General features: G+C 41.9%; 7 protein-coding genes. 2 read left to right on the top strand and 5 right to left on the bottom strand.

The window, feature by feature from the left end; genetic code table 11:
- Positions 1-19 precede the first annotated feature (19 nt).
- The 5 genes from DBR32_RS11035 to DBR32_RS11055 form a co-directional block, all read right to left on the bottom strand.
- A complete protein-coding gene (locus DBR32_RS11035) occupies positions 20-901 on the bottom strand; it encodes a 1-acyl-sn-glycerol-3-phosphate acyltransferase (protein WP_158605964.1) in 882 nt (293 codons plus the stop codon).
- Positions 902-971: 70 nt separating this feature from the next.
- Entirely contained in the window at positions 972-1,787 is an 816-nt protein-coding gene (locus tag DBR32_RS11040) for a sterol desaturase family protein (RefSeq protein WP_158605965.1), read from the bottom strand.
- A 204-nt stretch (positions 1,788-1,991) separates the two neighbouring features.
- A complete protein-coding gene (locus DBR32_RS11045; protein ID WP_124636398.1) occupies positions 1,992-2,912 on the bottom strand; it encodes a DUF6607 family protein in 921 nt (306 codons plus the stop codon).
- 70 nt (positions 2,913-2,982) lie between these two features.
- Positions 2,983-4,053 (bottom strand): HmuY family protein, encoded by a 1,071-nt coding sequence (locus DBR32_RS11050; RefSeq protein ID WP_124636399.1) that lies wholly within the window; start codon positions 4,051-4,053, stop codon positions 2,983-2,985.
- A gap of 4 nt (positions 4,054-4,057) precedes the next feature.
- Entirely contained in the window at positions 4,058-6,169 is a 2,112-nt protein-coding gene (locus DBR32_RS11055; protein WP_124636400.1) for a TonB-dependent siderophore receptor, read from the bottom strand.
- A 204-nt stretch (positions 6,170-6,373) separates the two neighbouring features.
- Here DBR32_RS11055 and DBR32_RS11060 point away from each other — a divergent pair, with 204 nt between their 5' ends.
- Complete coding sequence (locus DBR32_RS11060; protein WP_158605966.1) at positions 6,374-7,738, top strand: peptide-N-glycosidase F-related protein; 1,365 nt, start codon at positions 6,374-6,376, stop codon at positions 7,736-7,738.
- A gap of 408 nt (positions 7,739-8,146) precedes the next feature.
- Entirely contained in the window at positions 8,147-18,166 is a 10,020-nt protein-coding gene (locus DBR32_RS11065) for a neuraminidase-like domain-containing protein (protein WP_124636401.1), read from the top strand.
- Positions 18,167-18,180: the final 14 nt, after the last annotated feature.

The raw sequence follows: 18,180 nt of genomic DNA on the forward strand, positions 1-18,180 counted from the left end.
TTTTAATTTCTATATCGTATTATTTTGAAGATTCCGGTTTGATGTAGATAAATGTTTTGGCGTAGGCCTCAAAAGAAAGTCCAGGGTTTTTAGCCATTTCATATACGTACGTCCTCAAGCATTCTGCCCACTCTTCGGGTTTTTTACTATTGTCGAAGGTTTCGGGCGGAATAGGTTTTCCGATCTGGATATGGGTGATATTGTTCCGAAGCTTATACATTTCATGGGCTAGATAGAGCATCTCTATATTCACCTTTATCCCCAACATCTTTCGAAAACTGCTAAGCCGGTAAAAGAATTTACTCAAGTGGCCCTGTACCAATACGGGGATAACCGGTTTTTGGTACTGTACGGCTTTTTTAATAAAACTTCTGTTCCAGGGTAAATCCTGGATAACACCTTTTGTTTTACGGCTTACAAGACCGGCAGGGAAGATCATGGTTACATTATCTCCTGCATAGACCTCGTCGATACGCCGTAGGTTCTGTGTGGCATTGGAGCCAACCTTATTTACCGGTACAAATAATGATCCGAAATTTTCCAAGCGGGTCAGAATATCGTTTACCAGAAAGCGGATGTCTTTCCTTACATTACCCACGATCTGGATTAGCGCCATGCCATCTATGCCTCCCAAGGGGTGGTTAGATGCCATAATGCAGCCGCCCTCTTTCGGCACATTTTCCAGGCCGGAATAGGTGATCTTCGCATTTACCTCCGCCAATGCAGCATCGAGGTACTCAAACTCGAATTTATGATGATTTTCATTCTCGAAGCGGTTGATATCCTCTTCATGAACGACCCTTTTGATATAATTGACTAAGAATTTCGGGGTCCATTTGTGAGCAGCGGGGTTCTTCTCTCTAAAGATCTTATCTATGTCTACGTATTTCTTAAAACCCATAAGCGGCATAATTTGTATTATCGCAATTTAGGAAAATTATATTATTGAAATCATAAATTTTCCCTCTTATCTAACGTAAGAATTTTGCTTTTTTGTTTACACTCCATTCCGGAGGCATAATGGCCAGCAGGATCTTCTCCTTCAGGGATTTGGCTGCCCTCATTTCTGCAAACAGCACACGGAAGGAATAGAGCTGCACATCCCAAAATCCTTTGGGGGTATGTCCTATGGTGCCATATAAAGGCCTTTCGGTCTCGTTGACAAAAGTACCAAAGGCTTTATCGTATATATTGAGGAATTCCCCGTAGTTCTTATCGATATAAATTGGGTTCTGCGCATGGTGTACATGATGGGTAGAAGGGTCGACCATGAACCAGTTGATCAAAGGGATTTTGCTGACAATATCCTCATTGATATGAATAAAGGTACCCCATACTTTGAGGCAGGTATAGGTAATGAGGAAAACAATCGGCTCTATGCCCAACAATGGGATAATCAGGTATAAGACATCGGTACTGATCACATCGAAAATGGAGTTTCTTACCCCTGTAGAGGTATTCATGTGTAATGCGGAATGGTGTACTTCGTGCAGACACCAAAAAAACCGCACTTTATGGCTCAGATAATGGGAGCAATACTGTAAAAATGTATATAGAAAGAAGCAAACCACAAACTGGTACATGCCTATATCCATATTGAATAAGCGATGTTCGTACAGAAAAGGGTTTAAACGGGCAAGCATTACAAACTGCAGGGCAGATTGTGTGACAATGACGAGCAAGCCGGAAATCACGTTGATCCTGACTTCTTTGATCAGGAAACGCTTATTGTTATATAGATTGTACAGAAACTCTAAAGCGATAAAACTGACTATATAAATAGGCATAAATTGCTTTAGTGAATTGTAAACGGCAATATTATTCATCATTATATTGTGAATGCAATTATTTTAAATACAGCTGCAAAAATACCCAATAAGTATTAATTTACGCACTTTAAATTATCATCATTGTTATGGTCACTATAGGAAATAAGAATGGGATATTCCAAAGGGATATCCCATTAACATCGTATTAAAAAAAGAAAGGTCTTATTTTACTTTTGCGTACTTTAAGATTGTTTGCTCAATTTCTTTTTTACGGGCAGCATCTTTAAGGTTTTTCTTTTCTACTACATCCAAAGCTTCGTATAACAATTTGTCTTCGATTACTTTCTCCAGTTGTAAACTATTTCCTTTGGCCATTTGCGCTTCCCAAACATTTGTTACATCTTTCCAGAAGGCTTTTTTCTCTGGTGTCCAGAATTTCAAGGCATTCTCACATTTGCTGTCGGCTACACGTACATAGTTATTATATCCTTTTTCGTATGCCAATACGCTGTCTTTTGCACCGTCTTTGCGAATGATTTTTTTATTATCCTGCTCATGCATATATCCTTTGTTAGAAACCGTAAGACGGTTTGTTCTTTCCATGATATTGTAATCGCTGCGTTTGGTATATTCTCTTCTTGGCAAAGGAGCATCTGCTCTGTTTAACCAGAAAAGTTCTCCGTTAGCTTCTAACCACTTAGCAGTACCCTGATATCTTGGTGCATCATCTACTTCCCATACCGTTTGCGTCCATTCTCCCTTAACGGCAGTGGCCGGTAAGTTTGCTTTCTTTACCCAATTCTGATCTTTATTGTAGGTCCAGTGACTTGTCTTTTCAAATTCCCAATCTTCTCTCCAGTGTTTGATTACATGGCCACCGGCTACTAAAATATGCTGTAATACATATTTTTTAGGAGATTCTTCGATAGGCAATACCATTTCTACCACCGCATGGTCGTCTAATTTTCCGATTGCTTTCTTTTCTGTAGTTGTGTCGTTTGTAAACGTCTCTGCGTAGTTAAACGTTACTTCAAAACAACCGCATAAGTTTTTGATGGCTTCTGTGTCTTTCGGCGTTTGCGCATGGCTTGTTACTACTGCTGCCAGTGCAGCAAAACCTGTGATTGCTAATTTTCTCAACATTGGATTAAATTGTGATTTTTATTTTGTTTTGTTTTGTTTTTCAATTTGTCTTGCCTAAGAAAGTGTCTTCCTATTGCAGTAATTCGTAACGGATCTCGGGTTTTCCTCTGGTACCTCCATCTTCTGAAGAAAAGCTCAGGAATTTCAATTTATAATAATTGCCCTGACTGTCTTTTACGATATAAAACTTTGTCTTGATTACACCGGGATTTGTAGCACCCGGAGCCGCTGTTTTTCTCCAGCCTCCGCCGATTTTCCAGCGTTCATTCAGGAATGTCTCGGTACCGGCTTCCGTTTTTGTATAGCTATTGTAGGCTGCAGTGGCTTCCGCAGCAGTATTATAGTCTTTCTCGACCACCAAAGTCCCGTTCAAATAGTTGATAGCGACCAGGTCGGAGAAGATATAGGCAACAAATTCGCTACCCAATGGCGTCTTGTACATAGAGATCGTCCAGGTAATGTCCCAGTCATATTTTTTAGGTTCTCCGGCTACAGGGCCTTTTTCAAAAGAGAGGTATTTAAAGTTGTAATCGCCGTCTTTGGCAATATTAATAGTGTTGAAAACGGTTTCGTTAATCTTTGCATACTGCAAGGTGTATCCATCTGTACCATTTCTAATGATCCTTACTTTCATCAGGTCTCTGGGGGCGATGCCTCCTGCCGTACCCCGGCTGATCACAACGACTTTATTGTCCGCATCTACACTACTCACCTCCGGAATAACCGTTTTGCTCAGGTCTCCATCGATATCATCAAGCATGGTAAAGGTTGTAGCAGTCGGGTTTGCAATATCCAACTCAAAATTAACCCCGGCAACATCCGCACTGGTAACGGTGTTGAGATCATTTTTATTAATCACTTTGGCCATAGCCGCAGTAGTATTGTTGATGATAACCCGGAAGTTATTACCACAATAAAAACCCAAATCCCAATCTGCCCGCGCAAAGGGCGTCTGCTTATCTTTACTAAAGTCTATATATACTGAATTCCCCGCAGAAGAGCCGGACTCTCCGCCAATCAAGCCATTGATCTGAACCGTATTCCCGGTAGAAGTAGGCACAGTCACGTTTTCGATTTTATTTTTATCGCAAGACATGATCAAGGCACTGCATCCTAATAAAAACAATAATTTCTTCATCATCACATTACTTGTTTAATTGGTTATTGAAGTTAAAATTCAGCGACAGGAAAAACGAACGGCCATAGCTGAACGGAATAAGATTGCTTCCGCCACCATGCACAGAACCGCTACCCGCACCAGAATCTAACAAATTGTTTACATTCAATAGGTTTCTAACACCTGCGGTTAAGCCAATCATATTGGTCAGCTGCTGCTGCACATTAAGATCGGCAATGCAATAAGCTTGTCTTGAAGTAAGCTGCGCAATAACCTCACCGGAAGGACTCGTTGTAGCAGCATATGTTTCTCTACGACCCGTAAATTTGTAAAACAGGTTAATCTTTGTTTTTGTACACAATATCTGGTACATCATTTCCACATTAAATTCGGGGCTCCAACTCATTTTTGCCATATTCGGATCTTTGATATCCTCCTCATTAAGCAGAAGATTGTACTGCCCTAACAGCAATCCGCCAATTCTCCATTCTATATTTCTGGTAATATATTTATTGGCGAGAGAAATTCCCGTTGTTCTATTCTTAGCAATATTGAAATAGATATATCTACGGGAGTCATTCGGATCTGGTGCTAAAGTGATCAGGTCTCTAAATGTATTATAGAAGTAAGCGACTTCAGTAGAGTATTCACTTTTTTCATTAACCGGTTTCCGATAGGCGAATGAGCCATTGAAGCTGTGTGAATATTCCGCCTTCAGGTTTGGGTTTCCATTAAGGTTATGATTCGCATCCTGGAAGGTAAAATACAGTTCTCTCAATCCCGGCGCCCTGAATCCCTGTGCATAGGATAACCGAACCGATATATTGTTGTTGATGCGGTACAAGGTATTCAGAGAAGGCAATACCGGTGGCGCTTCATATAAGGAGTTCTTATTTACCCGAAAGCCCGGTCTGATATTGATCTTATCGGTTGGTTTATATTCCAGGGATAGAAAAGCTGCGTAATTGTGGATAACGGGATGACCTTTTATACGTGCACCATTAGCAGCATCCAGGCTATATTCTATACCCGGTTGCAGGCTCAACTTTGTCGATAAAACGTATAATAATGATCCCCGGAAATTTAGGGCTTTAAATTTCGCAGTGTCCTGCTGTCCTTCTCCTTGGGTGAGCTCTTTTGTTCTGGTATTATAGTCAATCAGTTCTGTTTTGGTATAGCGTTTGTAATCGGTATAACTAAGGCTACTGTTCCAAGACCATTTAGGATTCCAGTTATAGTTGAACTGCAACTGCTGCGCTATCTTATTTGTGGTAAAGGTCTGCGTAGTCGCTTTATAAATATCGGTATTAATGGCTCCCTTAGCGTAGATCGTCTCTAACAAATAATCATTCCGATAAGCAAGATTCCAATGTTCTTTTCTGTATCCCAGGCTTAAAGAAGGTATCCATTGTTCTTTGGGTTTCCAGCTATGGTTGCGACCGATGCTATCCGCTCCGTAACCACCAAAGTCATAATGGAGCATACCTAACATGGCATTCCAATTCCCTTTAGCCCAACTAGCACTAAGCTGTTGAGTATGTAATCCCTTATTGGTAAAGGCATTATATTCTTTCCCTGCAGTCTCTTCCAATACCTGGGCATTCAATTGGAATGATTCACTTTTAGGCTTTTTAGTAATGATATTAATCACCCCCGCCGCGGCATCCGACCCATACATTGTAGACATGGGTCCTTCAATAATCTCTATGCGCTCAATCTGTGCGGCATTGATCTGGTTTAAGCTTTCTCTCATTTCACCGCGATCCAGCACCGGAACTCCATCCATCAACACTTTGATGCTTTTTCCACTTATGCCCATGAGATTAATATCTGCTGTTCCCAAGGCCATATCATTTGAAAATCGAATCCCAAGTTCCCCACTTAAAATTTGCTGTACATTGGTCGCTGCCCTTGCCTGAATCTTTTTCTGATCAATGACCTGCATCTTATATACAGACTTTCGCAAGCTTTGGGGTTGGTATTGTGCGGTAACCACAACCTCATCTAAACCTTTGGCCGTATCTGCATTTTGTGCATACAAGAGATTGGCTATTAAGATATATAAAACACTCATCCCGATACTGCGTTTCAGGAAGGTGCTTTGTTTTAAACTTTTTATATGTATTTGGTATAGAAACATTAAAATAATTTGCTATAGAAGAATTTTTTGCAAAACTATTGTATCTACATCCTTTTATAGTGTCAAATAGGGAATGCTTCTTATAGAATCGGGATTTTTTACAGTTTGCTGACAATAAAGGATCCGTTTTAAGGAAATATGGCCTAAGGAGTATTAAAAAGCAACAAAATAGCTTTAACTTAGTGCGTAAATTCAACTAAACTGATGAAGCAATTTTTACTAATTTTCTCTTTATTATTGGCCCTAGGGTTTCAAACTCAGGCACAAAACACGACAATACGGGTATTTGATACCGTATTATTTTTTGACGGCTATGCAGGTAGAGTAGATTCTCCCGCACCACAACCCGGCATTACCCGACATCGCAATGATCTGTATGCACGAAAACTCACTACTCAGGAATTACAATCGATCGGCAATACACTTAAGATGAATGTTACGGTTAAAGCGGCTTGCGATAACTATGATCGTATTGGGAATGTAAACGTTGCATTTGTTCCTAAAGGAGATACGGCCTACAATCCGGATAGCGTGCGCAGGATAGAGATTGGCCGTTATATTACGCCATTCATGAACAAAAACGTTTCTCCTAAACAAGTTCCTTATACTTATTATATGGATAATGTGGCCTATTTGCTGCGGGATGCCAGCCTTAATGCCAGTTATGATATATGGATAGAACTGGAACTCTTCGGTGTACCCTATGCTGCGAATACACAGGTAGCGGGTTGTGCCGGTAGAAATGATGTCTTTTATGGCTCTTTAGAATTTGTGACCAGCGGGCCGACCGGAGCACAGAGTAATAATGTGTTGGTACCCCTATCTTTTAAAAAGGACTTAAATAACTATAATGCGAATGCTACGGACACATTGGGAAAAACAACCCGAACACTTACCTTTAATGTGCCTGCAAATCTTACAGACGCTTCTTTGTTTTTAATTACCTCGAACCATGGCGCAAATTCAGGCGGAGAGGAATACAACAGGCGTAATCATTATATCTATTTTGACAATAATCTGATCAAAACCTATAAACCGGGTAGCCCCTCCTGCGAACCATTCCGCCAATATAATACTCAGGGAAATGGCATCTACGGCTCTAGCACGAGAACAGACGCCCAATGGCAATCTTTCAGTAACTGGTGTCCCGGCGATATCATCCCAATCCGTGTATTGAACCTTGGTGCCGTAACTGCGGGCACACACACTTTCCAGATTCGCGTTCCGGATGCTGTGTTTACAGGTGCTCAGGGATATATCCCGCTGTCCGTCTATTTCCAAGGGAAAACCTCTGGTGTACTGGCACTAGGCGATATCGCCACGCTAAAGTCTTCATTCAGCATTTATCCTAATCCGGCCAATAATGTGGTAACCATTGAGCAAAAAAGCACAACAGCCATGAACGCAATAGTCGTTTTTGATGCCGTAGGAAAAGTCGTATATCGTCAGGACAATATGAGTAAAGCGAAACATAGCTTTTCTACAGAAAATATGTCTTCGGGCTTATATTTAATTCAGATCCAAACCACACAAGGAACAGCAGTTGAAAAACTGCAAATTGTAAAATAAAGAGGCTTAATTTTTTGAAAGCGGGATGCATGTAATACATGCATCCCGCTTTTTTTATTGATCTCCGGTTGCGTTATGTATTAGTAAATTAAATCTTCAATTGTCTTTCCTACTGCGTCATATCTTGACCTATCCAGGTGCTTACTTTGCTGTAACAATATAACCCAACCCTATCAGCAGAAAATAAAACCACACCTATGTATTACAAACCTTAAAATATCCCGCACTCTTTTGGGTGCAAGCCTGGCAACCGAATCTATTGCCCGGCATTTCCAATCTATATAGGAAGACATAAATCATACACACATACCCATTGTTTAGTACTAGTCTAAACAGGGTAAGACACCCTATTGCTATGATTTTTATCTATCACTATAACCCATGTATATAAAATTTTAAACCCCAAACATGATGACAACATTTCAAAAAGTTGCCGGCAACATCACCCTCACCGGTGAACATCCTGCACAACAAAAACCCCTCGGCTTACTGGTCGAAATCTATAAGCGTTCCAGCGACCACCCCGAAAACCTGCTTTGGTTAGGATCGGCAAAAGTAGACACCTCCGGCAATTTTATGGCCCGCGTACTCTCAGACAGCATCAGTGATCAAAACCTGGTCCTGAAAGTGTATAACAACCAATATCTGGTTAAAGAGCACAATGTAGGAGAAACTAGTGTCGAAAATATCTTGCTGCAGATAAAGGCCGCAGCATACGACACCGTGGTTCCTGATGATGCCTTAATCCAATTACATGCCGACTACATGGCCATCCGGGGATCGGTTACTTTAGGCGAAGCACCCATTGCTGCAATCCCTTATTCCGGAGAAGACTGGACCATCGTATTAAATAAAGTAGCTTTCAGAAATAATATTGCTATTGCCGCTACGACTATTGACGCTTTCGGTAAATTCGAGATTAAGATCCCTTATCGCTTCCTTTATTTAGAAGCAGGCAAAAAAGACTATAATGCTATTCCCAAGCTCTCTTTAGAATTGATCCACCTCAATGCCGTTTCCGTAGCATCTTCCGATACTATTGTCGTTGAGGGTACTACTGCTTTGGTAGATATCTCCATCAGTGATCCGGACTATAAGAGTGAATTTCATACAGAATTTGATGTCGCTGAAAAAATCATCTCTGATGTAGCCGGGATTGCTATCGAAGAACTCTATACGATTACCATAAGCGAACTAGATGCCCTGAAAACCATAAGTGGCCTCGCTTCTTCTATAGTGACGAATATCGTTACAGCCTCGCGGATCGCTCATGATTACGCCGTTAAGACACAAGCAATTTATGCATTAGTACGTGCCGGATATAGTGATATAGCAGCAATCTGCAGCCTGACGCCCGATTTTATCGCAAGCATTCTTACGAAAAGTATTGCAGACCATATTATCGAGGATGCGACCGATATAAATGATACCAATAACCACATTAATGAGATCAGGATAGGACAGACCGGCGAACTCGAAACAACGGAGGGAGACCCTTTACGTAGCATCTTATCCAGGATTGTTTCTGATGTAAATGCCGTAGATACCTTCCTGAAACTGTACCTCAACAGCTCGGATGCTCCTACAGAAGATTTCTGGACTAAGCTTATTGCGGAGATCGGACCGGAATATACTTCACGCTTCCAGAGAGGTATACAGGCAATGGCACTAACCGGTATGCGTGCCGAAATGATTGTGACGGTATTGGACGCCATCGGTGAAGATGACATTGATGACTTTGCCTCCGGACAAACGGAAAGCACTTGGTTCGATTTCATCTATGCGGTTTGTGATCAGCACAAAAAATTATGCGTACCCAAAAGTATCAGAGGGGATGTAAGCGAAGATGCTTATGCAGATGAAGAAGTGATCACCACTTATGCGGAAAAGCTATATGATATCTCTTCCAAAATATTTGCAACTAATGTGATCAAGACACAATTATTGGCCGATTATGAAATTAGTAAGGAACTGAACAGGCCTGCAGAGGTGATCAGCTTCCTGGAGAGCCGCCCGGACTTTGATTTCAGAACCCACAATATCTGGAACGAAGCCGTAGAAGTGCATAAAGAGACACAACAGGATCTCCTGGCCTTACAAAATGTAAGCAGGTTAAGCGCCGGGAATATAAGCATTATGAGCGCGATGCTACAGCAGGGAATCAAGTCTTCCAGCCAGGTAGTGGCTATGGGGGAAACCTTATTTATCGACCTGATCAATGAAGCTCAACCGGAAAAATATGTTACCGAGGCAAAAGCTGTTTTCGCAAAAGCGCTGCAAACCGATCTGTATATCAAACAATCGTATATCCAGTTGCTACCCGGAAACTATTCAGAAAAGGTAACGCAGACATGGTCAAAAGAGGTATGGGCGAAAGAAAGCCAACCAAGTGTACAATACAGCTATCCTGATTTAGAATCTCTGTTTGGCAGCATGGATTTTTGTTCTTGTTCTGATTGTTCTTCTATGTACAGTCCCTCTGCTTATTTTACTGATGTGTTCAACTTTATCAAGACCAAGATCGGCAATGCCAATGCAGAAAGAGAAGTTTCCCGTCGCAGATCCGACCTAAGTCATATTGACTTAAGCTGTAAGAATGCCAATACCCCTATGCCTTATATTGATTTGGTGAATGAGATTTTGGAGTTGAGCATCTTACGGGATATTAAGCAAAAAGATCCGGGAGAAAGTACTTTAGTCATACCCGATTCGTTTCAAACCAGTGCCACTGCAGCGGAACTGGAGGCCTACCCCGAGCATACGTATAAGGACAGCGGAGTGTATAAAGATTATAGCGAATACACTAAGGTCTATGACAAGCGCCTGAGCAAAGCCATCTATCCCAATACACTTCCCTTTAACCTAGCCCTGGAAGAAAGTAAAGTTTTTTTACAACATTTGGGTCATGAGCGTGGTACATTGATGGATTTATGGAAACCAAAATCATTTCAAAGTAGTATCGGCAACACTGGTATTAATGCGTATACTACCGCAGCGGAATCATTAAACATTTCGGTAGCAACAGCAGATATCATTACCAATACCGTCATCGCCAATACCTGGTTATATTATGGCTTTAATACAGAACCCAACTGGCATACAAATCTGTGTAATGACCTGGAGACTTTATTAACAAGAACTAAGATTGAGTATAAGGAATTTCTTCAGCTGATAACGACTACCTTCCTGAATCCCCTTCGGAACACCAATCCTGCAGCAAGAGGATTTGCCGTTGTTGCAAAGGCCGGTAAGCCTGTAGATACCTGCGCCCTGGAAGACCTGAAGCTGGAATACCGTCCTGCTGCGACAGAAGATGTTGCCGAAGCACAGAAAGCATTCTTCAAAAAATTACATCGCTTTGTGCGTTTGTATAAAGCAACGAAGTGGTCTGTTTACCAGTTGGACATTGTCCTTCGTTCCTTTAACGCGACGGATATCGATGCAGAGACGCTCATCCATATAGCTACGGCACAGCAATGGTCGATCCGGTATGGAATCGCTCCTGAACGATTGAGCATTCTATGGAGTCCTATTGATGTAACCCGTTATATTAATTTCAACAGTAGCCTTCAGGAGGAAATGCCTTCTGTATATGACACCTTATTCCGAAACAGAGGAATCATTAACCCTACCGATACACATTTCGGCGATTACAATGCCATCAGTGGTACCATCGCAGAAAACGCCGGCACCATATTAGCGACATACAACATCACTGAAGAAGACCTTTATGCTTCTTTAGGTGGACCGACTAATGTAGCGACGACTTTGGAAAATCTGAGTGAGGTATATCGTAAAACTTTAGTTTATAAACTTCTTTCTAATACCCTGGAAACGGCATCCTATAAGGCCTTTGAGGAGCGCTGTATATTATTCGATATGGTATTTCCAAACGGAACGGCAAACAATATGATCGCCGGATGGGCAGTCGTTTTCGAGCAATTAAACCGCATCAAATCCAGTTTATTCAGCTGGGATGAGTTAATGTTCCTTTTAATACACAAAGATCCTTCGGAGCAGTATGCGACGAACAATGCAGGCATACAAACGTTCTTAGAGCAATTAAGACGGGCGTTAAAACAAACTTTGGGCAGTAGCGATCTGACGCAATCTTCAACGGAAATAGCCAGCCTGAAAGAGAAGTTAAAAAAGCATGTGATACAACAATTCACGGCTCAGTTCAATGGTGATTATAATTATACAAATCGTCTCCTCGACAGCTTTATTGAGCTATTGTCCCCAGTGGGTTCGGTACTGGATGCTATCGTATCGAACACTTTTATCAACAATACGGATCCGATTGACATTTCCGGCAACATTCCGGGATTCATGGACTTCTTTAATTTTTATCGTGCCTATCATATCGTAGCCAAAGCATCGTTTGTGGCCAACAAGTTAAAAACAGGCGGCGACCTTTCCATATTATTACAGGAAGAAAAACCGGCATTGGGCACTTTTGCGGTAGATGATTTCCGGGTGGTATATTCGGGCAGCATCTCTTCTGACCAGATAAATGCATTCCTCGCCTATACGCAGTGGATACAATTACGCGATACAAACCAGCTTAACGATACTGAGCTGATCAAGCTGATCCGAAGTGGTATAACGACGACTACCACTCATTCTGTTTGGGTACAAACCCTAAGCCAACAGTTCAATTGGACCCTAGAAGAGTTACAATATCTTTTGGGTAATGGTGGCAGTAATACTGGTATCCTTGGCTACACTTTCGATCCGGTAAATCCGGCAAACAACGATTACAAAGAGCCTTCTTTGTTACTACAGTTGAATGCAATTTTCAAGGCCTCTCAAAAGCTAGGTTTATCCATAAAAAGCATTTACGAAAGCCTGTTGCCTGCTGTCAGCACGGCACAGTCGCAAACTATTCGTAAAGCGGCGAAGGCCAAGCAAGAGATTGAGCAATGGTATAAGATCGTGAAACCATTACAGGACAACTTAAGAAGGCAGCAACGCGATGCTATGGTGGATTACCTTTTGGCCAATCCGGGTATTGTGCAGCAAGGCAGTCCTTTTAAAGTGAAAAACGAAAATGATCTGTTTGCCTACCTCTTAATTGATGTGGAAATGGAATCCTGTATGAAGACTTCCCGTTTAAAACAAGGCATCAGTTCCTTACAGCTCTTCATGGATCGGATCATCTTAAATTTAGAATCCTATTTCAATGGCAGCACCAATACGGCTATCCAAATGAGCGAAGATGCTGCAGTACAATGGCACTCCTGGCGCAAATGGTACCGTATCTGGGAAGCAAACCGCAAGGTATTCCTATATCCCGAAAACTGGATCGAACCGGAATTGAGGGACAAAAAAACGAGTCTGTTTAAAGAACTGGAATCTCATTTATTGCAAGATGAAATCACGGACAATCGTGTAGAAGAAGGGTTCAAAAACTACCTGGAAGGTCTGGATGCGATTGCAAGACTGGAGCCGGTTTCGGCCTATCACCAAACCAGTCATGGAAAAGATATCTTACATGTATTCGCCAGGACGGATAGTGACCCGCAGCGCTATTTCTATCGTACCCGGGAAGATAATGAATGGTCTGAATGGCAGCGTGTAGCAGTTGATATTAAAAGCCAGCATATCGCTCCGGTAATGTGGAATAATAAGCTCTATTTATTCTGGCTCACGTTCCAGAAGAAAAAACTAAATGTAGAAGAAGCCAAACCAAGCATGCGTGGTTACACCGGCCGTAAATGGAGCGAATTGTTAACCTTACCCGGTGCCGTATCGGGCAATGGGTCAAGCCTTGTAAACGATCCGGAAAAGGATAAAAATACGATTTGGAATGTTACGCTCAACTGGAGTCAGTACCAGGATCAGAAATGGTTAAGCCACGACTTATCTAAAGATGTTATGGAGCTTGACCTCAGTAAGATTGAGGTGAATGACAACGCGGTGAACTCCTTAAACACACCGGATGCAGCACAGACGCTACGCAAATTGACCAACAATGGCATGCAATCTATAGATGAATTCTTTAAGAAAAGAATTTTCTTGTATACCCCTTATGACTTTACTGTAGACACTAAAGATGGTGTAATCTTTAATTTGTTGTTTGCACCGGGCTTAAATGAAGTCGCAACGGGTTTGCATACCTTTTTGTGGAAAGGCGACAATAGCCGTGATCCTTATGTATTGAGAGATTCAGACAGAGGTCACCAGACCTTAGCACCTACCGGTACACGATTCAATAATATGAAATTCGTACAGGATACCAGTATGGGTGTGGGCTTGAAAAAAGACACGGCTTATGCTAATAACAGAACAGGCTATTATACACATTCTACGTTTTATTACTGGCCTTCAGGGGTTTCCATGATCAGAACAAACGGTGCTGCAACAATTTTAGGCAAGTCACCGACGCCATTCCGCTTAACTGCTGCTGCGACAACCGGAACTGATACCATGTTTGATCCGATCAAGCAAAGATTCTTCTTCGAAGATGAAGTGAATAGCTTCTTAGTGGAAGATGTTGCCAACAAAACGATGGCACAGGCTACCATAAGCAGTATCAAGGACAAGAGCAAGATCAGCCTGGATGTGGCAAGATTATTTTCGGAAGCACAGCTTTACTCGGGTCAACCACTTATTGCAACAAACGCGACAGCGCTAGGATCAATCCCTAAAGCTACCGCTGTGACCAATCCCAATGGATATAAATTCCAGACTTTTTACCATGCGCAGTCTTCCAAGCTGATTTCTTCTTTAAACAGGGGTGGCATTCCGGAATTACTAACCTTGGCCAACCAGTCTCAGACAGACACAATGAATTTTGCCGGCACTTATCAGCCCAGCAATTTAGTCAATAGTTTGTATCCAAAAAACAACATGCAGTTCGGCTTCAGTGATCCCTATAGCATGTATAACTGGGAACTGTTTTTTCATGCGCCGATGATGATCGCACAGGGACTAAGCAATAACCAACAATTTGCCGAAGCGCAAAAGTGGTATCACTATATCTTTAATCCGACCAGTACCGCAGGGCCCAATACCAATCAGCGTTTCTGGAAGTTCCAGCCTTTCTTTGAAAAGTCGGGTATGGCAGTCCAAACATTAAACGACCTGCTGTTAAGCATTCACAACAATAATGCTGAGGCGGTCGCACAGGTAAAGAAATGGGAGAAAGACCCGTTCAATCCACACTTAATTGCACGCATGAGGATCTTGTCTTACATGAAAAATGTATTGATGAAATACCTGGACAATCTTATCGCCTGGGCAGATAACCTGTTCCAACGCGATACGATAGAATCCATAAATGAGGCGACCCAATTATATGTACTGGCTGCAAACCTTTTAGGTGAGCGTCCAAGACAAATACCGGCCAGGGTAAAACGGAATGATTATACATTCAAAGAATTAAGTGCTTTCGGTTTAGATCAGTTATCGAATGCTATGGTAACAATTGAATCGTTCTTTGCACCAAATGACGCTCCGGGAGTAGCCATTTATAATACGGGATCGCAACAACCTGGTCTTCGTCAGAAAGAAGAAGCACCGGTACATTTACAAACCCTGTATTTCTGCTTGCCGAACAACGATAAATTAATGCAATATTGGGACAACATTGCCGATCGTTTATTTAAGATCCGCAACTGTATGAATATTGATGGTGCTACACGTCAACTGGCGCTGTATGAACCCCCAATAGATCCGGCATTATTGGTGCGCGCCAAAGCCATGGGCTTAAGTATGGAAAGTGTATTGAATGAATTGTACGGCAGTGGCAAACCATTTTACCGTTTCGGGTACATGGTACAGAAAGCCAATGAAATACTCGGAGATGTAAAATCTTTAGGCGGCGCTATTTTGAGCGCTCTTGAGAAAAAAGATGCAGAAGCTTTATCACTCTTGCGTTCGGTACACGAACTGGATTTATTGGATAAGATCAAAGAAATCAAAACCCAGCAAATAGAAGAAGCGACGCGTACATTGGATGGCCTTCGCCTGACAAAGACCAATACACAGATTCGTTACGACTTCTATTCGTCCAGGCCTTTCAAAAATGCCAATGAACAGAAGCATTTGGATAAGATACAATCAGCAATGACGTTCCAGGTAATACAGGGAGCATTGCAGACAACAGCAGGAGTACTTTCTGCAATTCCAACCTTCCATTTACAGGCAATTGCATCAGGTCTCAGTTCAGGAGGACTACAGTGGGCCAATATCATGCAGGCTGCCAGTGCCGCAACCGGTATAAAAGTAGCCGTAGATAATGCCAAAGGATCTATGGCCGTGACAAGCGGTGGCTATGAACGCAGAAGAGATGACTGGCAGTTCCAGGCAAAGACTGCTGCAAAAGAACTCGAAACATTGGAGCAACAGATCTTGGCCGCGGAGATCCGATTGGACATTACCCGCAAGGAATTGCGCAACCATGAAATACAGATCGAAAACAGCACGGCAGTAGATACCTATATGCGCAATAAGTTTACCAATGTAGCCTTGTACAACTGGATGACCACGCAATTGGCCTCCACTTATTTCCAAAGCTATCAACTGGCCTATGAATTGTCCAAGCAAGCCGATACTTGCTTCCAGAGCGAATTGCCGGCAGGTAAATACCCGGCAGGTGGCTTTATCAAGTACGGTTATTGGGATAGTTTGAAAAAAGGACTGCTCAGCGGAGAGAAATTACAACTGGATATCCGCAGAATGGAAACCGCTTATATGGAAGCGAATGAAAGAGAGCTCGAGTTAACGAAACACATTTCTTTAGCTGTTTTCAGCCCCGAGTCGATTATTCAATTGCGCCAAACCGGTACCTGTACCGTATCCATACCCGAAGTATTGTTTGACCTGGATTATCCGGGACACTATATGCGCCGTATTAAATCAGTCAGTCTTTCAGTACCCTGTGTGGCCGGGCCATACACCACCATTAATGCACAACTGACGCAAGAAAGCAGCAAGTTCAGAAAGTCTCCTATTGTTAGTGGTCTTTATGATGCAGACCTGAACTATACACAGGTCAACAACAGCAACAGGATTGCCACCAGCAGTGCACAAAACGATAGTGGTGTGTTTGAATTAAACTTCAGAGATGAACGTTACTTGCCATTCGAAGGGACGGGTGCCATTGCTACATGGACCATCAGCTTCCCGAAAGAATACCGCCAGTTTGACTATAACAGCATTAATGACATCATCCTGCATCTTAAATACACCGCGCGTTATGATGGCGTATTGCAGCAACAAGCACAGGATAACATTAATACGGTATTGTCCACATTAAATGAAGAAAATATCCTGCACCGTTATTTCAGTGCAAAACATGAGTTCAGCAATAATTGGTTTGCCTACGCAAAGAATTTTGAAAGCAATTCTTATGCAAGATTAGTGATGGAATTTGATCGCAGTACCTTCCCGTTCTTCTGCAAGGACAAAAAGATTAGCATTGAAACCATAAATCTAAGCTTAAATGCCAAAGAAGGACTATCCGGAACATACACAGCAAGAGTCACCTATACCGCAAGCTCCGGTTATAAAACCGTCAGCACCTTGCTGAACAGTGCCAATAGTTATACAGGAGCGCTTGATCTGCAAAGCTTCCCGATTGAGGTATTGAAGAATAAGAAACTGATCCAACTCAGCTTGGAAGACAGTTCGGGCAATCCGGTTGATGCCACTGCTCTGTTAGACGATCTGTTTGTGGTGTTTGATTATCGTTTAAACGGTACCGTAACAGCAGCAGGCACAAATGATATAGCTCAGGAAGATATTGTAAATAATGGATTAGCCGGCTGGTGGCATGCTACTGGAAAAGGAAATATAGTCTCAGATTCATCAGGGGAGGTTAGCCTCCTAAAAGATCTGAGTGGCAAAAACAGAGATTTTATTTACTTAGCAGGTAGCAGTACGATGCCAATTTTATTTTCTCCAAATGGCATTCAGACCATTTCATTTTCAAACAATATGTTTTGTAACGGCGCGAACGGAGATACTATTGGAAGAGCAGAATCGTTTACAGCATTTTTCATCGGTAGTTGCGGATTCGGAAGAGGGATAAACTATTTCGGAGGTAATAATAACTTTAATTACTTCAGCCATTACTATAATGATGGAGGATTCTCCATCATTTTACAGCAACCTGCTCCAGAAGAAGGTTACGGCATAACAAACGAATTCTTTACTCGGGATTTCTTGGCTATTTCTTTAGATCAGAATAATACCTCAACCTTAAAGGTATATGACCTTTCAGGAAATGTACATGATAGTTTAAGCATTAGTAAATCTGTTTTGAGGCCTTCTAATATTGGTTTGACTTTAGGAGCCGGAGCAGAATTTGGTTACATAAATGGTCATTTTTATGAACTCTTAGTATATAACCGCACTTTATCTCAAACAGAAATCAAATCGGTGTTAGCTTACCTGAAGTCAAAATACCCTTTTCTTAATTAATTAATCCCGGAACC

Source organism: Taibaiella sp. KBW10 (assembly GCF_003852495.1).
Classification (GTDB): domain Bacteria; phylum Bacteroidota; class Bacteroidia; order Chitinophagales; family Chitinophagaceae; genus Edaphocola.